General features: G+C 68.7%; 17 protein-coding genes. 9 read left to right on the top strand and 8 right to left on the bottom strand.

What is annotated here, in order from left to right:
• The first annotated feature begins 160 nt into the window (after nt 1-160).
• Nucleotides 161-685, top strand: coding sequence for a hypothetical protein (locus AC4NMM_RS08490; protein WP_491924075.1), 525 nt, complete (start codon nt 161-163; stop codon nt 683-685).
• 206 nt (nt 686-891) lie between these two features.
• Nucleotides 892-2,445 (top strand): hypothetical protein, encoded by a 1,554-nt coding sequence (locus tag AC4NMM_RS08485; RefSeq protein WP_491924074.1) that lies wholly within the window; start codon nt 892-894, stop codon nt 2,443-2,445.
• Between the two features lie 69 nt (nt 2,446-2,514).
• On the opposite strand, the gene AC4NMM_RS08480 is transcribed toward AC4NMM_RS08485, so the two are convergent.
• Nucleotides 2,515-2,772, bottom strand: a complete 258-nt coding sequence (locus AC4NMM_RS08480) for a hypothetical protein (protein WP_491924073.1) — start codon at nt 2,770-2,772, stop codon at nt 2,515-2,517.
• 117 nt (nt 2,773-2,889) lie between these two features.
• On the opposite strand from AC4NMM_RS08480, the gene AC4NMM_RS08475 reads away from it, so the two are divergent.
• The 4 genes from AC4NMM_RS08475 (at nt 2,890) to AC4NMM_RS08460 (ending at nt 6,434) form a co-directional block, all read left to right on the top strand.
• A complete protein-coding gene (locus tag AC4NMM_RS08475; RefSeq protein WP_096394631.1) occupies nt 2,890-3,756 on the top strand; it encodes an inositol monophosphatase family protein in 867 nt (288 codons plus the stop codon).
• A gap of 582 nt (nt 3,757-4,338) precedes the next feature.
• A complete protein-coding gene (locus AC4NMM_RS08470; protein WP_491924072.1) occupies nt 4,339-4,869 on the top strand; it encodes a DUF5817 domain-containing protein in 531 nt (176 codons plus the stop codon).
• Nucleotides 4,870-4,938: 69 nt separating this feature from the next.
• Nucleotides 4,939-5,955 carry a DUF7490 domain-containing protein gene (locus AC4NMM_RS08465; RefSeq protein ID WP_096394627.1) on the top strand — a complete coding sequence of 339 codons (1,017 nt, stop codon included), beginning with the start codon at nt 4,939-4,941 and terminating at the stop codon, nt 5,953-5,955.
• Nucleotides 5,952-6,434, top strand: coding sequence for a DUF8060 family membrane protein (locus AC4NMM_RS08460; protein WP_096394625.1), 483 nt, complete (start codon nt 5,952-5,954; stop codon nt 6,432-6,434). Before AC4NMM_RS08465 ends, AC4NMM_RS08460 begins: the two co-directional genes overlap by 4 nt.
• 76 nt (nt 6,435-6,510) lie before the next feature.
• Here the strand turns inward: AC4NMM_RS08460 and AC4NMM_RS08455 are convergent, their stop codons facing one another.
• Both AC4NMM_RS08455 and AC4NMM_RS08450 read right to left on the bottom strand, forming a co-directional pair.
• A complete protein-coding gene (locus AC4NMM_RS08455; protein ID WP_096394623.1) occupies nt 6,511-6,906 on the bottom strand; it encodes a DUF8113 family protein in 396 nt (131 codons plus the stop codon).
• A 100-nt stretch (nt 6,907-7,006) separates the two neighbouring features.
• Nucleotides 7,007-7,846 (bottom strand): Rieske (2Fe-2S) protein, encoded by an 840-nt coding sequence (locus AC4NMM_RS08450; RefSeq protein WP_096394621.1) that lies wholly within the window; start codon nt 7,844-7,846, stop codon nt 7,007-7,009.
• 223 nt (nt 7,847-8,069) lie between these two features.
• Between AC4NMM_RS08450 and ppc the strand changes: the two genes are divergently transcribed.
• On the top strand, nt 8,070-10,772 hold the full coding sequence (gene ppc / locus AC4NMM_RS08445; protein WP_096394619.1) for a phosphoenolpyruvate carboxylase: 2,703 nt from the start codon (nt 8,070-8,072) through the stop codon (nt 10,770-10,772).
• A gap of 303 nt (nt 10,773-11,075) precedes the next feature.
• On the opposite strand, the gene AC4NMM_RS08440 is transcribed toward ppc, so the two are convergent.
• The 4 genes from AC4NMM_RS08440 to AC4NMM_RS08425 all read right to left on the bottom strand — a co-directional run bounded on the left by AC4NMM_RS08440 (nt 11,076) and on the right by AC4NMM_RS08425 (nt 15,719).
• A complete protein-coding gene (locus tag AC4NMM_RS08440) occupies nt 11,076-11,531 on the bottom strand; it encodes a 30S ribosomal protein S19e (protein WP_004597278.1) in 456 nt (151 codons plus the stop codon).
• Between the two features lie 132 nt (nt 11,532-11,663).
• On the bottom strand, nt 11,664-13,007 hold the full coding sequence (gene hmgB, locus AC4NMM_RS08435; RefSeq protein ID WP_096394617.1) for a hydroxymethylglutaryl-CoA synthase: 1,344 nt from the start codon (nt 13,005-13,007) through the stop codon (nt 11,664-11,666).
• Nucleotides 13,008-13,079: 72 nt separating this feature from the next.
• Entirely contained in the window at nt 13,080-15,434 is a 2,355-nt protein-coding gene (locus AC4NMM_RS08430) for an Ig-like domain-containing protein (protein WP_491924071.1), read from the bottom strand.
• A gap of 96 nt (nt 15,435-15,530) precedes the next feature.
• The gene (locus AC4NMM_RS08425) at nt 15,531-15,719 is read right to left on the bottom strand and encodes a hypothetical protein (RefSeq protein ID WP_491924070.1); all 189 of its coding nucleotides are present in this window, start codon (nt 15,717-15,719) and stop codon (nt 15,531-15,533) included.
• Between the two features lie 187 nt (nt 15,720-15,906).
• Between AC4NMM_RS08425 and AC4NMM_RS08420 the strand changes: the two genes are divergently transcribed.
• On the top strand, nt 15,907-16,632 hold the full coding sequence (locus tag AC4NMM_RS08420) for a guanosine phosphorylase (protein WP_491924069.1): 726 nt from the start codon (nt 15,907-15,909) through the stop codon (nt 16,630-16,632).
• Nucleotides 16,633-16,662: 30 nt separating this feature from the next.
• On the opposite strand, the gene AC4NMM_RS08415 is transcribed toward AC4NMM_RS08420, so the two are convergent.
• Nucleotides 16,663-17,109, bottom strand: coding sequence for a UPF0179 family protein (locus AC4NMM_RS08415; protein WP_491924068.1), 447 nt, complete (start codon nt 17,107-17,109; stop codon nt 16,663-16,665).
• A gap of 131 nt (nt 17,110-17,240) precedes the next feature.
• Between AC4NMM_RS08415 and tmcA the strand changes: the two genes are divergently transcribed.
• Nucleotides 17,241-19,601: a tRNA(Met) cytidine acetyltransferase TmcA gene (gene tmcA / locus AC4NMM_RS08410; RefSeq protein ID WP_491924067.1), complete on the top strand. Its 2,361-nt coding sequence runs from the start codon at nt 17,241-17,243 to the stop codon at nt 19,599-19,601.
• The last annotated feature ends 214 nt before the right edge of the window (nt 19,602-19,815 follow it).

Raw genomic sequence — 19,815 nt, 5'->3', positions numbered from 1 at the left:
GAGCGCACGGGGAAAGCCACCACGGCGACCATGGAAACACCTAGAACGAACAATGAAACGAAGAAAACTGCTCCTTGGACTGAGTGCGATCGTTGGCGGTGGTAGCGCGACTCTCGGAACAGGAGCGTTTACCACGGCTCAAGTGAATCGGGAGATGGATATGTCAGTCGTTAACGACTCTCAGAGTCTCGTCGGGCTGATCCCAAACGACGAGGTTGCCGGTGTCGATGAAGGCGACAACGGTCAGCTATCGATCTCCATCACCGATCCGGGAATAAACGTCAATTCGATCTATCAGTTTGGCTACTTCGCGGAGACGTATCCTCAGGTAACGCCGGATTGGTTCACGTTGGAAACGACAGGTGATCCGGTCGGTCCCAATACCGATGACTTCGAATCTGCCTTCTTGATCGCGAACCAGACGAACAGCCCAATGAGTGTCACCTTCACCCTAACTCCGATTAGTGATAACCCAGATGCTGGTGACTCGAGATTCGTATTCGAGATTCAGGATACCAATGGGAAACGGACCGAACTAAGGTATCCAGATCAGACAGCAGCACCGTCGCTAGAACTCGATCCCGGTGAGGCGCTGGGTGTCTCTTTCGTCGTCAACGCGCTCAATGGCGATGTCGGCGACTTCTTCATTGCGTCTCTGGAGGTCGAGGCTTGGGCTGTTTCCTAACCAGTTTATTCGATCTCGGTCGGTGGAGCGACTTGTTCCACCGCGATGTGAGCCGTTTGACGAGGAATCAAGGGTCTGATCTACGGGTTATAGACCCGTTTCAGTACCGAAGTCTATCGCTCGATGCCGTATCGAGGACCGATTACTTTGGTGTCTGTAGATTGATAAGCCTATTAATGTCTACCCGTGGTTCGACGACTAAACTGATGGGTCTTACCATCATCACGGCGACCGCCCTCCTCTTCTCTACGGGTGCTGCGATTATTGATCAGCCAACCGACTCAATCACCGACGATATCGCCCTCCAGCCCGGCGACAACCCCTACACCTACCTCGACGAAGACGGCGAACTCGCGATCGACATCAGCGGGGACAACCCCCGGATCGACGCCGACGGGGTCAACGTGGACACCGTCGCCGCCCAGGAGGCGCTCTTTTACGTCACCTACGACGGGAACAGGTCGGCTGAGGCGTGGATCGAACACGAGGGCACAGGCGTCACCTTCGTCGTCGACGACGAGCCGATCGAGAGCCCCGAGCAGGCCGTGCGACTCACGCCGGAGGACGACGCGTTTCCGGTCGGCGTGCGGATCGACACCCGCGTCGCCGGCGTCGTTCCGGGCGATCGACTCATCGACGAGATATCGGTCCACGCGCGGGTCGCGGAGCCGAAAGAGCCGGCCGGGGGAGACCTTCCGGCGGACGACCCGGGCGGCGAAGACGGCGAAGCTGACGGACTGAGCCCCACCACCGATCCGGTCATCTCGATCACGCGCCCGTCCCCGAGCGTCCGGGAAGTGGAGGTTCTGTCTGTCCTCGGCGGCGCCGAGACCGAAGTCGACCTGTGGGGAGTTCACGTCGGCGACCCCGCGGTCCGGCTCGACCACCTCCGATTCGTCCGGGAGTCGCCGGGCGACGTCCGGTTCGCGGTTCGGGGGGCGAGCGACCGCCCGGCGGAGACCGGGGAGCTGCCGCCCGGCGTCGATCCGCTGGGGTACTACACGGTCGCGTTCGCGGAGCCCGACCGGTCGATCGAACGGGCCGCGGCCGAAATCGTCGTGGACCGCGACCGACTCGCCGCGGCGGGCGTCGCTCCCGAACGAATCGCCGTCTACCGAGAGGCCGACGCGGGCTGGGAGGGTGCCGAAATGACCGTCGTCGACGACACCGGAGAGACGGTCCGGCTCCGGGCCGTCACCGACGGCTTCTCCGCGTTCGCGGTCGCGGCCGAGCGTCCGGCACTGGTCCCGGTCGAGGCGAGCCTCTCCGAGGAGCGAGTGGTGGCGGGCGAATCGCTGACGGTCACCGTCGAGGTCGAGAACCGCGGCCCGGCCCCCGCGAGCGACGCCGGAATCCGAGTCGAGCCCGGCGACGGGGAAGCGCTCGCGAGCGGCGAGTCGGTCACGGTCGATACCGGACCGGGAGGCGTCGCAACCGAGTCGGTGACGGTCCGGTTCGACGAGCCCGGGGAGTACGATCTCGTTCTCGCCGGCGAGGCGGTCGAGGCCGGAGCGACCGAGAGGGAACCGATCCTCGGATCGGTTACGGTGACGGAGCGCGCGGACGGTTCGGGAGACGCCGGAGCCGAACGTAACGTCGAGGCCGGAGTAGGAGACGAGAGTGATTCCGGATCAGGAGTCGACGGCGACGAAACGAGCCCGGAGTTATCCGAGTTCGACCTCAGCGACATCGCGGGACTCGCGACGCTCGTCGGGATCGTCCTCGCGGCGCTGTTCCTGGTTCGGCGCGCGCCGCGGTGACCCCGGTGACCGCGGTGAGGAGCTTGGACGGGGGAGAGCGAGAGAAGGGAGGCGAGACCAGCGTGTCGCTTACTCCCCGCCGTCGGTGTACGCCCAGTCGTCGAGCACGCGCTCGGCGACCGCGTTCGCCTCCGCCGGCGACGGACAGGAGCCGGCGACGACCTCCTGGGAGAGCTCGCCCGCGAGGTCGTACACCGCGGCCCCGTCCGCGCGCTCGGCCACGCGCTCGAAGGTGGGCCGGTAGCCGGCGGCGGCGCGCTGACCGATTTCGTCGAGCGAGGCGTCGATGGTGTATTCGAGCTGACGGACCGCTTCCTCGGGTTCCATATCCGATTCACCGACCGCGACCCACTTAAAGGTACTCGGATTCGAAACTGAGTTAATTTCGGCTCCTCGCCCGCGCCGAACCGACGTTTATACGCGTCGGGGGCGTCGACTAGGGCCATGACCGACGAAGCCGAGCGCGGCGCCGCCCCGGGCGACCGCGCCGACGAGCCCTCCCCCGTCGCGGACCGCGCGGACGATGTCGCCGAGCGTGCTGCCGTCGCGAAGCGCGCCGCGGAGGCGGGCGCCGCGGTCGCGCACGAGCACTTCCGGAGCGACATCGCGGTGGAGACGAAGGGCGAGGACGACGTAGTCACCGAGGCGGACCGCGCCGCCCAGCGCGCCGTCATCGCGTCGATCCGCGAGACGTTCCCGGACGACGCGGTCGTCGGCGAGGAGGAGGACGAGCGCAAGACCGTGCCCGACGACGGCCCCGCGTGGGTGATCGACCCCATCGACGGCACGAACAACTACGTCCGCGACGTGCGGATCTGGGCCACCGCGGTCGCGGCCGTGGTCGACGGCGAGCCCGTCGCGGCCGCGATCGTCGCGCCCGCGCTCGGCGACACCTACACCGCCGACGCCACGGGCGCGTACCGCAACGGCGAGCCGATCGCGGTGAGCGACGTGGACGAGCCCCGCGACGCGGCCGTCGACCCGACGATCTGGTGGGCCTACGACGCCCGCGACGAGTACGCCCGCGCGTGCGAGGCGATCGTCACGCGCTTCGGCGACATGCGCCGGCTCGGCGCCGCGCAGGTGGTGCTCCCGACCGTCGCGGCCGGCGGGCTGGAGGGGACGATCACGAATCTCCGCGCGAACCCGTGGGACACGGTCGCGGGGGTCTTCGTGATCCGGCAGGCGGGCGGGCGCGTGACGGATCTGGACGGAAACCGCTGGCGGCACGACTCGAAAGGGCTCGTCGCCTCGAACGGCGCCCTCCACGACGCGGTGCTGGCAGCCGCGAACGAGATCGAATCGGACTGATACGTGGGGTTCGGGGTGGTTTTTGATCGATTCTCGGTCAGCGGTTGATGAGGCGAGACCGCGGATCACTCTCGGCAGAACACCGCCAAAGCCCCAGCCGCTCGCTTATAAATAGCCGACAGTAGATCGACGACGAACACTCCCAAAGCCCCAGCCGCTCGCTTATAAATAGCTGACTGTAGGTCGACGACGAACACTCCCAAAGCCCCAGCCGCTCGCTTATAAATGACTGGTAGCGGATCGGCGGTGAACTCCTCCAAAGCCCCAGCCGCGAGGACTCGCGCGACTCGCTGTGCTCCTCAGTCGCTCGCTCCGCTCGCTCCTTGCGGTGCTTGCGTCGTCGTGCTTCGTCCTCGCGACTGCCCCTTTGAGTCCCACCCCGCACCGCGACCGCACAGCACCTCACACCTCCCCAGCCTCGCGGCTCCCTCCGCTTCGCTCCGGTCGCCGCGTCCCTCGCGCGTGCTGCTCGGCCGCGGGGCGGCCTCGCAGGCACGCGCCACCGCATCATGTGAGGTGTTCGCGGGCGCGGCCGCGTCTCGGAGCCGAGGGTTCAAATTCGGGGCCGGCGAATCCCCTCGCATGTACGCGGTCGTCGGCTGTAACGAGTGCGCCAACATGTGGCTGGTGACGGACCCGGAGACGAGCGAGACGGCGCAGTGCTCGCGGTGCGGCAAGACCCACCGGACCGCCAAGCTCAAGCGGTTCTTCGAGTCCGAGGACCGCGCGGCCGCGCAGGAGGCTCGGTCGGCGCTCCTCGCGAAGAAGCGCGGCGACAGCGCCGCGTTCGCGGACCTCGACCACGTCTCGGAGCTGGAAGCCGCCGTCGAGGACGCGGGCATCGACGACCGCGAGTACCTCGAAGCGTCGGGGCTCGACGCCGACGCGGTCGACGAGGCCGGCGAGCGCGCGGAGGGCGGCGGAGGCGGCTCGCGGAGCCGGACCGAGGTCGTTCGCGACGCGGTCGACGCGGTCGACGACCCCACCGAGTCGGCGGTCGTGGAGCGGGCCGCGACGGAGGGAGTTCCCGCCGACGCGGCCCGCGAGATCCTGACCCGCCTCGCGCGCCGCGGCGAGGTCACCGAGTCGAACGGGCGGTACCGCGTCCTCTGAGACCGGTTCCGGACCGCCCGGAGCGAATCCCGGACAAAGCACTTATATCGCGGTCGTGAGGGGTCGCGTATGGACACCCGCACGGCCCTCCTGGCGGCGGCCGCCGCCCTCCTCGTCGCGAGCGCGGTCGGCGCCGTCGCCGCGCCCGGCGCCATCAGCGACCCCCGAGCGACGGACGAGCCGCCCGGGCGGATCGATATCGCCGGCACGACCGTCGCGCCCGGTGACGTGCGAGGCGAGACCGCGGAGCTCCGGCTCGGCACCGACCTCCGCCACCGCGGCGGGACGGTCGAGAACGTCACGGTGCGCCACCGCGCGATCGGCGCCGAGTCCGGCCTCCTCGTCGACGAGACCACGGTCGAGGTCGGCGACGTCGACATCGACGGCGAGCGCACCGTCAACGGCACCGTCACCGTCGAGCGCGAGGGCGGCTACCGCATCGAGACGGTCGTCTTCGCGGACGATCAGCGCCGCGAGCAGCAGACCACCCGGATCGCCGGCGTCGCGGCGCTCACGCCCGACTACGCGGACACGCAGGTCGGCTTCACCGAGGGGACGGTCTGGCCGACCGTCGCGGTGAGCGTCGTCGAGGCCGACAACGAGACGGCGACGCTGTCGACCGCCGTCTCGGTGACGAACCGAGGCGACCAGGCCTCCGACGACGTCGAACTCCGCCTCTACCTCCGGCAGGCGGAGTCGAACGTGATCGCCGCGGAGGCGACGGAGACCGTCGGCGCGGTCCGCCCCGGCCGCACCGACACCGTCACGGCGACCGTCGAGGTCCCGAGCGGCTACAACTACTACGTCGACGCCGCGCTGTTCGACGACGACGTGCTCGTCGACGAGACGCAGGGCGTCGCGAACCTGAACCCGCGGGAGACGATCACCGCGAACGAGACGGTCCGCGACGTCCAGTTCTCCGTCGAGGACTTCGAGCGTGACGACGTCGGCGGCGAGGGTGGTGACGGCGCCGACGCCGCACCGCCGGGCGACGGCGCCACCGACGGCTCGACGCCCGGCTTCGGCCCGCTCGTCGCGCTCGTCGCGCTCGTCGTCGCGGCGCTGACCGCGCGGAGGCGACGATGACGGACGACCGGCCCCTCGACGGCCCGACCGACGATCCGGACGCCGACGAACCGGCGACGGACCCCGCGACAGACGACGGCGACCACACCCCCGACCCACCACAGCCAATGACAGACGACACCGACGCGACCGACCGCACGGACCCCGAACGCACGGCGACCGCTCCCGACCGCACGGCGGCGGACGCCGAGGATACCGACGCGAACGGATGGACGGAGCCGGTCGACTCCTCGGGCTTGGACCGCCTCTCGACCGACGACCTCCGCGGCTTGCTCGACCGCGTCGGGCTGGCCGCGCTGTCGCTGCTCGCGGTCGTGGCCGGCTGGGGCTTCTACAGCCAGTCCGGCAACGCGATCCGCACGTGGTTCGACCCGGCCTACCAGTCCGTGGCGCTCGCCGTCTTCAACCTCGCGGTCCTGCTCGTCGCGCTCGCGGGCGTGACCCACCAGCTCCGCCGGATCCGGTCCAGCGAGCCCTGACGGAGGACGGGCTCGACCGACGAACGGGCTCGACGGCGCGCGCGGCCCGAACTGTTTGGCGGGACGCGGTGTCGAGCTACTCGTCGGGGATCTGGTCGGTGCTGGCCGGGATCTGTTCCACTTGTCCCGCGAGCGTCGCGGCGTCGCCGGCGACGGTCGAAGGCTCGACGCCCGCCTCGCCCGCGACCAGCCTGACGTGCGCGGCGAGCAGCGCGAGCGCCCGGAGCCCGGCGCCGTCGGCGTCGTCGTCGGTGCGCTGGGCGAACGTGGTGTCGACCTCGCCGTCGCGGACGACGCCGACGTGGACCGCGTCGACGTCGTCGCCGTCGAGGAGGTCGCGGGCGCGGGCGAGCTCCGCCTCGAAGTCGTCGTCCGCCGACGCGCTCTCGGCGGCGTCCGTCGAATCGTCGGCGGTCTCGGAGCCGTCGGCTCCGGCGGGCGCGTCGGCGTCTGCGGGGTCGTCGTCGCTCATGTCGGTCCCTCGGGCGAGCGGCGTGAAAAGCGCGGCGGGGACCGTCGGCTGTGCGGGACGCGGATCGGGAGGTGAGAAAATCAGGGACGAGACGGACGCGTTACTCTTCCGGGCGGGGCCGCGCGATGAACAGCGCCTCTTCGATGGTGAACGGGTCGTACGTCGACTGGTGGCAGACGCAGTAGGTCCCGTTGGCGGCGTCGTAGCGGGCGGACTCCTCTAACACCTTGTAGCCCGGGATACAACAGAAGTGCGTACAGACGTTGAGGTACGCCATGAACCCCTGGTCGGTCGACGCCTGTAGCCACTCGTCGTTCTGGGCCGCCTCCTCGATCTGGGGCGAGCGGATGACGATCGCGCCGAGGTTCGTCTCGGCGTCCTCGGAGCGCCACGTGACCGACGCCGGCTTGCCGACGCCGTCGCTTCCGATCCCGTTGCCCCACTCGGTGTAGTCCGAGAAGTCGTCGATGTGGATCCGGTCGCCGCCCGAGTAGGTGTTCGACTGCCAGTCGTACGGCGGGGCGCTCGCGGACCGGAACAGGTTGTCCGACTCGAAGTTCGGCTGGACGTTCTCTTGGGACTCGACGCCGCAGTACTGGAACCACGCGCCGGAGTAGGTGAATCCGCCGAGCTCCTCTTGGGCGACCTCGATCTCCTGTCCCTCCTGGGTGACGGTGGTCGTCTCGGGCCAGATTCCCTCGATGTAGCCCTCGTCGGTGACCTGGACCGGAATCTGCGGGAGCCCGCGGGGCGCCGGACCGCCGGTCTGTGCGATCGTCTTCGCGATCGTCGACCCGCCGCCGACGCCGCCGGCGGTCGTCAGGGTGTTCACGGTCGCCGACCCCATCGCGCCGACCCCCGCGAGGGCCGCGCCGCCGACGACGCCCTTCACGAAGCGTCGCCGCCCGGACTCAGACGGATACTTGTCGGACGCACTCATACTCGCACCTGGGGTTGGATCGGTAAAAAGGGTGACGAACCCTCCACCGGCGCGAGAATCGGGGTCCTCATCGGCCAACACCGACGCCTCGAGTCGGGCACCGATGGCCGCGGCGTCTCGGCGCCGGTCACACAGAAACGTTCGTGAACGAATTTACTCGAAACCGAGGCAAACATTCGTTCAGACCGCGGTTTTAACCGATCGCGACCGCAGTGTGCGTGGTATGAAGTTGCACAATCGGGACGTGCGGACGGACGTTCGGGAACTCGGGGCGCTGGTGGGAGACGTCTTGGCCGCGCAAGCCTCGACCGAGGCGTACGAGACGGTCGAGACGCTACGGAACGCGGCGATCGACTACCGGCGGGGCGACGCCCCGAACCGCGACGCCCTCCACGAGGCGGTCGACGATCTCTCGACGACCCGCGAGGAGGTCGTCGCCCGCGCGTTCACGACCTACTTCGAACTGATCAACCTCGCCGAGGAGCGCGAGCGCGTCCGCGCGGTCCGGAACGCCGACGACGGGACCGCCCTCCACGACTCCTTCGACGCGACGATCGCCGAGTTCGCCGAGGCCGGCGTCGACGCCGACGAGTTAGAGGAGCTGCTCGCCGACGTGCTCATCGAGCCGACGTTCACCGCCCACCCGACGGAGGCCCGGCGATCGACCGTGAAGTCCAAGCTCCGTTCCATCGCGAACCACCTGGGAGAGCTCGACGAGCGCAACCTCACCGACCGCGAGCGGCGCGCCGTCTGGCGCGACGTCACCGCCGAGGTGACCAGCCTGTGGGGCACCCGACAGGTCCGCCAGCGGGCGCCCGAGCCGGAAGACGAGGCGCGAAACGTCCAGTGGTACCTCGAGAACACCCTCTTCGACGTCGTCGGCGACGCCTACGAGGAGTTCGAGGAGACCATCTCGAAGGAGTACGACGACGTCGACTGCCCGAAGCTCTTCGAGTTCCGCTCGTGGGCGGGCTCCGACCGCGACGGCAACCCGTTCGTCACCCCCGAGGTGACCGACGAGACGCTCGAACGCCAGCGCGAGATCGCCGTCGAGAAGTACCGTGACCGCTGTAAGCGGCTCTCGGCCGTGCTGAGCCAGGACGGCGACCGGTACGCCGCCGGCGACGCGCTCGCGCGCTCGCTCGCGGCCGACGCCGAGCGGTTCCCGACCGTCGTCGAGGAGGCCCGCGAGCGCTACCCCGACGAGCCGTACAGACAGAAGCTCCGGCTGATGCGCGAGCGGCTCGACCGCGTCAACGACGTCCGGCCGGGCGAGTACCCCGACGGCGACGCCTTCCTCGACGACCTCGACGTGATCGCCGAGTCGCTGCGCGAGGACGGCCAGGAGTCGGTGCTGGAGTCCTTCGTCGAGCCGTTCCGCCGGCAGGTGGACACGTTCGGGCTCACGCTGGCCTCGCTCGACTTGCGCGACCACCGCGAGAACCACACCGAGGCCGTCGCCGAGGCGGTCGCCACGGAGGGGGTCGACTACGAGGGGATGGACGAGTCGGAGCGCGTCGACTTCCTCACCGAGGCGATCCTTCAAGAGGAGCCGGTCGTCGACGTCGACGAGCCCGGCGACGTCTCGGAGACGACCGAGCGCGTCCTCGAACGGTTCGAGTCGTTCGCGGAGTGGCAGGAGGAGTACGGCCAGCAGGCGATCGACACCTACTGCATCTCGATGACGGAGGAGCCCAGCCACGTGCTGGAGGTGCTCTTCTTGTCCGATCAGGTCGGCGTCGTCTCCCTGCCGGACCACTGCGCGGTCGACGTCGTCCCCCTCCTCGAGACCGAGTCCGCGCTCAACGGCGCCGAGCGCATCCTCGGCACCCTCTTCGAGAACGAGGCGTACGCGAAGGCGCTGGAGGCCCGTGGCGAGGTCCAGGAGGTCATGCTCGGCTACTCCGACTCCAACAAGGAGAACGGGTTCCTCGCTGCCAACTGGGACCTCTACGAGAACCAGCGCCGGATCGCCCGGTTCTGCCGCGAGGAGGACGTGACCCTCCGGCTGTTCCACGGCCGCGGCGGCTCCATCTCGCGCGGCGGCGGCCCGATGAACGAGGCGCTGCTCGCGCTCCCGAACGAGACCGTCACCGGACAGGTGAAGTTCACCGAGCAGGGCGAAGCGATCGCCGAGAAGTACGCCAACCCGCGGATCGCCGAGCGCGAGCTCGAACAGATGCTCGACGCGCAGATCCGCGCCCGGAAGGAGGCGAACGAGGAGCCGGTCGAAGACGTGCCCGACCGCTGGGTCGAGGCGATGGAGGTCATGGCGCCCGCGGCGCGCGAGACGTACCGCGACCTGCTGAACGCGGACGGGTTCGTCTCCTACTTCGAGCAGGCGACGCCGATCAGCGTCGTCGAGGACCTCAACCTCGGGTCGCGGCCCGCCTCGCGCTCGGGCGAGCGCAGCGTCGAGGACCTCCGGGCGATCCCGTGGGTGTTCTCGTGGACCCAGACCCGGCTCATCCTCCCCGGGTGGTACGCGATCGCCTCCGGCATCGACGCCTACCTCGACGAGGTGGGCGAGGAGGAAGGAATGGAGACGCTCCGCGAGATGTTCGACGAGTGGCCGTTCTTCCGGACGACGCTCGACAACGCCTCGCTGGCGCTCGCGCGCACCGAGCCGGAGATCGCGGCCGAGTACGCCGACCTCGCCGACGACGAACTCCGCGAGCGCTTCTTCCCCGAGCTGGTCGGCGAGTACGAGCGCGGGCGCGAGCTGGTCTTAGAGATTAGCGGCCGCGACCAGCTGCTCCGCCGCGAGTGGCTCGAAGAGAGCCTCGACCGGCGGAACCCCTACGTCGATCCCCTCAACCTCCTCCAGGCGAACCTGCTCGGGCGCACTCACCGCACCGACGAGGAAGAGCGCACCCTGCGGCTCACCGTCAACGGCATCGCCGCCGGGATGAAGAACACGGGATAGCGCGACCGCGCCGGTCGAACCGAGCGGACACCGCCCGCGGTCCCCTTTTCGCTTCGTCGACGTCCGACGCGATAGCTTCACCTCTCGCTCCCGATCGCGCGAACCGACGGCACGGCGTTCGCACGAACGGGCAGGGTGCGGTGCCGAACCAATTCTATATAGCGGAATACAATATAACCCGACGATCGGCGGAGACTACCGAGCGGCGGGGAGAAACGACGAAACGTCACAGATCAGGCGTCTCGGCGGCGCTGGGCGGGGCTGCGGCTATCGAATTTCGACGAAAACGAACAGAAAGACGGTCTACGCGTAGCGTTCGAGTTCCGGGCGGTCGAGGTCCTCGAAGACCTCGGTCGCGACCTCAGAGAGGAACGCCTCGCCCTCGTCGGAGACGCGGCGGCCCTCGCCGCTCGCGGTGGTGACGAGCCCCTCCTCTTCGAGCGCCTGAAGCGACGAGCGGATGAGCTTGCGGGAGCCGCCCTCGTGCTCGCCGGGGCGAACGACGTAGCGGTTCGAGCCGCGCTTCTTCGAGCCGTACTCGGTGGCGAGCCGCTCGATGCCGATCGGCTCGTTCTGGGCGACCTTCCGCAGGAGGCTCGCGGAGCGGACGTACCAGAAGTCGTCCTGCTCCGGCGGGAGCTCCTTGCCGGCGCCGGTCTTGGCGAACTCGACCCAGTCGGGCTCGTCGATGCGGTCCTCGAGCCGTGCGGCGACGGCCTCGATGAGGTCGTCGGCCGGCACGTCGTAGATGGTTACCATTGGGTGTCGATTCACGCCAGCGTCGTTTAAAACCATCGTATCGTGTACGGCCCGTGTGAGCCGTTTTCACGGGGTTGCGGGCCGCTGCGGGCGACTCACGGATCGGAGAAACCGGGCAGATACGATCGCGTCCTACTCGACGTATTCGTACTTCCGCTCGTTCATCCGCCCCCAGCCGGTGAAGACGAACTCCCCGTCCGGCTGGGTGAACTCCTCGATTTCGCGTTCGACGTCCATGTCGTACTCGTGGACGTCGTGGACGTCCTCGTACTCGTCCCACGCGAGGTCGTAGCGGGCGTCGAGCTGGGCGTCGATGTCGAGCCCCTCGATCTCGGCCCGCCACCCCTCGCGGATCGTCTCGGCGTGGATCTCGGCCTGCGCGCCGGAGCCGTAGGAGGCGACGAGCAGCGTGTCGCCGACGAACTCCCGGTCGCGCTTCAGCGCGTCTCGCAGGGCGCTCACGCGGGCGATATGGACGGAGCTGGTGTACCAGTTGCCGACCTCACGAGAGAGCCCGAGCGTCGGCTCGACGGCCGTGTCGTACCACGTCTGGTACTGTTCGGTGGTCTTCAGCTCGTCCATGTACCCGCGGATCGCCTCCTCGTAGGCCTCTCGGTCCTCGTACTCGGCTTCGCGGGGCTGGCGGCCGATCTCGTCGGCGAGCGCGTCCTCGTGGGCGGTGTCGCGGATGACGTGCCGGTAGGCTAAGAGTGCCGCCTTCCGGACCATCCCCGGGAACGGCGTGTGGAACGGGGCGTACGCGAAGTCCTCCAGCTCGATGTCGTCGGTGACGGACTCGTAGTCCTCCAAGGCCTCGCGCATCCGAGAGAGGTACACCTGGACCGAGCGCTTTCCGTCGACGCTGGGGAACTGCTGGTTCGGCTTGAGGAAGTCCGTCTCGTCTTTCGACCCGTAGCCCTGATCGGTCGAGAGTTCGACGATAGACGGATCCTCGTCGATCAGCATCGCGACGGCGCCGGCGCCCTGCGTCGCCTCGCCCGGGTCACCGCGGGCGTACAGCGCCGTGTCCGTGGTGATGACGATCGCCGGTCGGTCTCGGTTCCGCCCCGCTCGGATCCAGTTGTACGCGTCGTCTATCGCCTGCGTGCCGGCGAGACAGGCGAACTTGCGCTCCCCCTTGTTGGCGTGGGTGAAGTCGCCGTCGTACACCTGTTCGAGGCAGCCCGCGATGTACGTCGACACCGGCTTCGAGTGGTCGAACGCCGACTCGGTGGCGACGTCGATCCGGCCGACGTCCTCGGGTTCGAGCCCCTTCCGGTCCATCAGGCCCTTGGCGGCGTTCGCCCCCATCGTGACGATGTCCTCGTACACGTCGGGGAACGAGGAGTTGTTGAGCCCGAGTCCCTTCGTGTACTTCTCGGGGTCGTCGCCCTTCTCCGGCGCGAACGTCCCCGGCAGGTCGAGCTTGAGCTTCCCGGTCCAGATCTCGATGCCGTCGATCCCGACTGCGGTCATACACGGTCGTTCATGCGGCCGGCATATGGCTTTGTCGATGCCGAGTACGTCGATCGTTGTAATGTCGTAGCTTCACTGGGCACGAATGTCCGGTGGTAGCAGATCTACGTCACCGGTATTCACTAGGTTTGACGCGTCCGACCCGCTGTTTAGGTTCTGACTGATCGCTTCGAGTCTCTGTTCGTCGGCAGCGGAAAGCCCCTGGTACGTGTCCGGGTTGAGGAGGTCGATTTCCTCGGCGTTGCGGACGAAGGCGGTGCTCGCTCCGGCAGAGAGTTCGTAGGAGTTCCCGTCGATAGTCACTGTGCCGCCCTGACTGTTGCCAGAGCGGAAAGCACTGACCTCGAAGTCGTACGTGTCGGCGCCCGCCGATACGTCGAATGTCGCATCGAGATCGTCTTGCCCTCCGAATCCTCCGCCTTGTACGAACACGCCGAACGGGTCACCGCTGACTATCGTCGAGTCCGCGTCGAGTTCGTTTTGTTCCGCATCGCTCTCGTAGAGCGTGGCGACGACTTCGTCGCCGGCGGCCACGCCGCCGACATCAGCCGAGTCGACCGTCGTGGTCTGTCCGTCAGTCGATTCGAACGAGTCGGTCTGGCCGGTCGCGGCGTTCTCAACCACGACCCACCCATCTGCGAAATTCTGGTACTGGTCGGTCGTAACCTCGAAGCTCCCGTCAGTGTCCTCAATGTCGTCTTGGAGGTCCACCTGCCCGACCGGTCCCTTGGTAACCGTCGTGACGAACTGCTCGGTCTGTCGTTTTCCGTCGATTTTGTACCCCACGGTCACGCTGAACGTCTCACCGACGATATTGACGACGTTCGCCGTATTCTGCCCGACCTCGTAGAACTCGGCTAGGGTAATTGTCGCACGTTCGTTAGACCCAAGCGGGACCTCTGCGCCGGTAAATTCGGTCTCAGCATCGACGTATGCCTCCGCGTCAATGTCGTACGCTCGTTTTTCCGGACCACGCTGGAGGTTCAGCCGGAGTCCGCTGTTCGGTACGAACGTGTACTCCTGATCGACAACCAAGAGGACGTTTTTGCCACCGAAATCACCGCCGTCAGACTCGACGTACAGCTCGGACCGCCCTACTCCGGAGCCTTCAGCTTCGTCCGATAGCCCGTTGAGGTCAGGGTTCTCTGGGAGGATCGTTATGTCAGTTATACGAACTTCTTCGTCGTGTTGGTTCTCGATGTCCAGCTGGAATCCGCCCTCTTCGGGAGAGCCGGGACCATTAAATGCGACCGCTTCCTCCGGTGCGACGAGAAGCGGTTCCGTTCCACCGCCGCCACCGGTGCCAACGCCGACGTTTTCGAACAGAACGGACTCCCACGTTTCCGTCCCGGCGTTGATCTCCATTTCGACGTCAGAAACGTCGGTGACCTCGTAGCTGACGCGACCCTCACCGTCGGTCCGTATCGTCTCCTCGAAGGCTCCGTCGACCGAGACGTTGACCCGCGCGCCCTCGACAGGGTTGTTGTATCGGTCACGGACTTCAGCGACCGCGACACCGTTGTTCGAGGAAACCTTCGTGATGTATCCGTCCGACTCGTTCGGAACAGTCGTTCCGTCACCGACTCCGACCGCACCCAAGCTCAGACGATAGGCTTCGGAGCCGTCGAGTTCGATCCGTACCGTTCCGCCCGAAACGGTGACTCCCTGTACGTCCGCACCGAGGCGATCGCTCCACACCTGCTCGAGGTCTTCGGATCGGTCCGGCGATATGTCTGTCGGGAGTTCGATGACGATCGGATCTCCCCCGGCCGACGTCAGGCGCACCGAGCGCCGACTCTGGGAGAGCGCGTCAGGGTCCACGCTCGTCCGCCGAGTACCCGACTCGTCGACGTTTCCGTTCAGGGCGATCAATCGGAGCCGATTATCGCTATCTACCACGGTCTGTCCGCTCCGGCCGAGAGCGGTGTTCTCGAACTCGGCAACGACGAGGGAGTGCTCGTACACGAGGTCGGGACTGTCCCGAAGTTCGTTGTATTCGGGTGAGTACCGCAGCGAGCGCGTGTCGAACGCGATGGCTCCGTCCACGTTAGTTCGGTTCTGCCAGTAATCGACGACGTTTGGCCCTCCTTCGACGGTGGCGTTCTCTACGCGTAGTTCGCGCGGAGGGCTGGTGGACAGTCGGCCGAAGGCCGGTGGTGGGTTCAACGCGAACGTGCGCTGTGGATACCGCGTCCCGAGCTTCACCGATGTCGATCGACCGTCACCGGTGCGGCTCGCGCTCAGAACCGCGTTCCGTACGTCGAGGAACTCTCCTTCGACTTGTTGGCTGTGGTCGAACTCCACTTGCGTATTCTCCTGTGGAACGATCTGTACCTGATACAGCGAGAGCGCTAAGATCAGGAACCCGAACAGGATCACCGTCCCGACCACGACCGACTGGCCCCGACGGTCGCGACTGAATCGCATTGTGCGGTGTCGACGCCGAGTGGGTATAAAATCCTCCGTCCGATCTCTCAGTCGCGATACTCGGGCGGACGCGGTCGAGAGCCGGAGACCGGAGGCTCAGTCGCCGCTCGACCGCCGGTCCGTCAGCCACGCCGACGCGACGGCCACGACGCCGGCGAACCCGCCGAGCAGCACCGCCTGCGTCCAGTTAAAGTCGAGCAGCGTTCCCGCGACCAGCGCGACGACGAGGAACGCGATCGTGAGGGCGCCGAGCGTCGAGACGAGCGAGGCGTCAGCGTCGGGCATATTCGAACTGGGAGTTATCGGGCGATAAATCGGCCGGTCCGGGCCGATTCCGTCCGTCTCGTCGAGAGGAGGTTGACGGCATCTGGACCCGATTATAAATTTCATAGCGCGATATTAAATCCGTCTCGCGCCGATACCCCGCCCGCCGACCGGTCCGTTTTTGCGCGCGGCGGCTGTCCCCGCTCGTATGGCGAAACAGCCGCACCTGCTGGTCGAGGAGGGCGACGTACACGACATCGCGGTCATCCCGGGCGACCCGGGCCGCGTCGACCGGATCGCGGACCTCTGCGACGACAGCGAGGTCGTCGCGCAGAACCGCGAGTACAAGATCGTGAACGCGAGCTACGAGGGGACCGACCTCACGATCTGCTCGACCGGGATCGGCTGCCCGTCGGCCGCCATCGCCGTCGAGGAGCTCTCGCGGGTCGGCGTCGAGACGTTCGTCCGGTGCGGCACCTGCGGGGCGCTCCAGGCCGACATGGAGGTCGGCGACATGGTCGTCGCGACCGGCGCGGCCAAGGAGGAGGGGACGAGCAAGCGGTACGAGTCCGCGAACTACCCGGCGGTTCCCGACTACGACGTGCTCACGGGACTGGTCGGGGCGGCCGAGGACAACGACGAGGAGATCCACGTCGGGCCGATCGTCTCCGACGACGCGTTCTACAACGAGGACGACGCGTACGTCGCCGACTGGAACGACGCGAACCTGCTCGCGATCGAGATGGAGGCCGCGACCGTCTTCTCGCTCGCGCGCCGGAAGGGGCTCGCGGCTGGCGCCATCTGTACCGTCGACGGCAACCTCGTCGCTGGCTCGCAGAAGGGCGCCGACTCGGACGACGAGCTGCCGGAGAAGGCGAAGGACAACGTCGAGCGCGCGATCCGGATCACGCTGAACGCGATCACGTCGTTGTAGCGCTCCGGACGGTCGGCCCGCTCCGACCGCTCACTCCTCCGCGCGGAACTCCACGAGCGTCAGGTCGCGGTCGAGCGCGCACGTCTCGTGGGGGGGTTCGCCGAGCACCTGGTCGATGACGCGCTCCTCGTCGAAGTCGGCGCCGTCGGGGACGCAGTAGCCGTGGCTCGGGCACTCGGTGTGCGGGCAGGGACCGGCGAGCGACGCCTTGCTCCCGGCGTACGCGCGCTTCGAGGGGACGTTCGCGGGGACTGGGGCGGGCTCGACCTCGACCGCGCGGACGCCCGCGTCGTGGACGGCGCAGTCGAGCGTCTGGGCGTTCTCGCGGATCCCGGTCACCCGGTAGCGGGTGCCCTCTGAGAGGTTGAGGCACTGGCCGCGGTAGGGGCACCCCTCGCAGTCGGCCGATTCCCCCTCGTAGACGAACTCGCGGCCGACGTCCGCGAGCCGGGTCCCGATGAGCGTGACCGTGGTCATGCCCGGAGCGACGCGCCGAGCGTCCGTAAGCCTCCCGCCTTCGCGGGCGCCGCCGAGGCGACCCGGTAACGAGGACGACGGCGGCCCGGAGGGCAAGACACATGTCCGCGCCTCGGCAACGACGGGCGAAGATGATCGCGGGAGTCGCGCGCGACCTGCGCGCCGAGGCCGAGCGAACGAACGAGCGGCGCGTCCTCGTGCTCGCCGGCGACCGCGACCGCGCGGTCGACGCCGCCTACGACGCGGTCGAGTCGCTCGGGGTCGACGACGGGGACGTCACATTGGTCACGACGCGCGAGGGGTTCCGGTTCGAGGAGGTGCGCCCGCGGAACGCCGACGAGCTACTGGGGCGTACCCGCGAGGCGGTCGTCCTCGACTGCCACGAGCGGTTCGTCCCGAACGCGCTCGGCCGCGCGGTCGGCGCGGTCGACGGCGGCGGCCTCCTGATCCTGCTCGCGCCCGCGCTCGACGACTGGCCCGGGATCCGCGACCGCTTCGACGACTCGCTCGCGGTGCCGCCGTACGGCCTCGACGACGTGACGGGGCGGTTCCGCGAGCGCCTCGTCGGAACGCTCCGAACGCATCCCGGTATCGCGGTCGTCGCGCTCGGAGCGGGTCCGGAGGGCGACGCCGTCGAACGCGACGGCCTGACGGGGGCGGGAGGCTCGGAGGGCGACGCCGCGGACCGATCCGATGCGGTCGGCGGGGGCAGCGACCAGAGCGCGCCCCCGGGGTCGGCGTTCCCCGCGACCGCGTACGGCGCCTGCCGCACGGCCGACCAGGCGCGGGCGCTGCGGGCGTTCGAGTCGCTCTCCGAGCCCGGCTCAGCCGTCGTGGTCGAGTCGGACCGCGGGCGCGGGAAGTCGAGCGCGGCCGGGCTGGCGGCCGGCGCGCTCGCGCTCGCCGGGAGCGACGTACTCGTCACCGCGCCCGCGTTCCGGAACGCCGCGGAGGTGTTCGCGCGGGCGCGGGAGCTGATCGGCGGCGAGACGGGGGGAGACGCCACCGCGAGCGATCGGGACGACGACGAGCGCGACCTCCGGACGCCGGCCGGCGGTCGCGTCCGGTTCCTCCCGCCCGCCGCCGCGGCGGAAGCCGCGGCCGAGGCGGACGCGGCGATCGTCGACGAGGCGGCGGCGCTCCCGGTGCGGCTGCTGGAGGGGTTCCTCGACGCGCCCGCGGTCGCGTTCTGCACGACGGTCCACGGCTACGAAGGCGCGGGCCGGGGGTTCTCGGTCCGATTCCGCGAGCGGCTGCTCGACTCGCGCTTTTCGGTCCGCGACGTGCGGCTCGACGAGCCGATCCGGTACGCGCGCAACGACCCGGTCGAGGCGTGGGCGTCGCGCGCGCTCCTGTTGGACGCCCGGCCCGCGGTCGACGACGCGGTCGCGGGCGCATCGGTCGAGGACGCGACGTATCGGGCGCTCGACCCGGAGGACCTGCTCACCGACGAGACGCTGCTCGGCGAGGCGTTCGGGCTGCTCGTCGCCGCCCACTACCGGACCGAGCCGAACGACCTCGCGCGGCTGCTCGACGCGCCGAACCTCCTCGCCCGCGCGCTCGTCGCCGACGGCCGAGTGGTCGCGGTCGCGCTCCTCGCGCGCGAGGGGGGACTCGACGCCGAGACGCGCCGCGGGATGTACGAGGGCGAGCGCGTCCGCGGCAACATGGTGCCGGACGTGCTCACGAGCCAGCTGCGCGACGAGGGCGCGGCCGAGCCGCGCGGCCTGCGGACGGTCCGGATCGCGACCCACCACGCGCTCCGGGACGCGGGGTTCGGCTCGCGGCTCCTCGACGAGGTCCACGCGGAGTTCGGCGGCGAGCGGGGGGCCGGCGGCGAGGACGACGGCGACGAGAGAGGAGCCGGCGACGGCGACTTCGACTACTTCTCCGTCGGCTACGGCGCGACGCCGCGACTGCTCCGCTTCTGGCGCCGGGCGGGCTATCGGACCGTCCACCTCTCGACGAGCCGGAACGACGCCTCGGGGGAGTACTCCGCGGTGATGCTCCGCCCGGAGACCGCGGCCGGCCGCGACCTGCTGGACCGCCACGCGGTCGCGTTCCGGGACCGCGAGCGCGACGGGCTCTCGGACGCGCACCGCGACGTCGACCCGGACGTGGTCCGCGGCGCGCTGCGGGCGTGTTCCGCCCCGGTCCCGGTCGACCTCACCGAGACCGAGTGGCGCTCGGTCGTCGGCGCCTCCGTCGGCCCGGGGATGTACGACACCGCCCCCGGGGCGTTCCGCGACCTCGCGCTCGCGGCGCTGATCGAGGGGAGCGGCGGCGACGGCGTCGGCCTCGACGACCGCGCGGAGCGCCTGCTCGTCCGGAAGGTGCTTCAGGGCCGGCCGTGGGAGGAGGTCGCCGAGGAACTCGGTTTCGTCTCGACGAGCGCGTGTATGCGCGCCCTCGGCGACGCCTTCGTCCCGCTCGTGGAGCGGTACGGCACCGAGTTCGCGCGCAAAGAGCGGGAGCGGTTTATAAGCGACTGAGCGGACCGGCGACGACTATTTATAAATAGATCCGCGGTGGCGCGTGCCGGCGAGCGGCCGGAGCGAAGCGACGGCCGCGAGTCGCACGCGCGAGGGAGTCGCTGGCGGCGGAAGCCGCCAGCGACCGGGGGGGGGAGGCGCGAGGTGCTTTGGCGGCGCAACGGGGTGGGCCCAAAGGGGGAGACGGGGGGGCCCCCTCAGGCGTAAACAAGCA

Source organism: Halorubrum sp. SD41, assembly GCF_058630335.1.
This window is presented reverse-complemented; position numbering and strand designations above follow the sequence as displayed.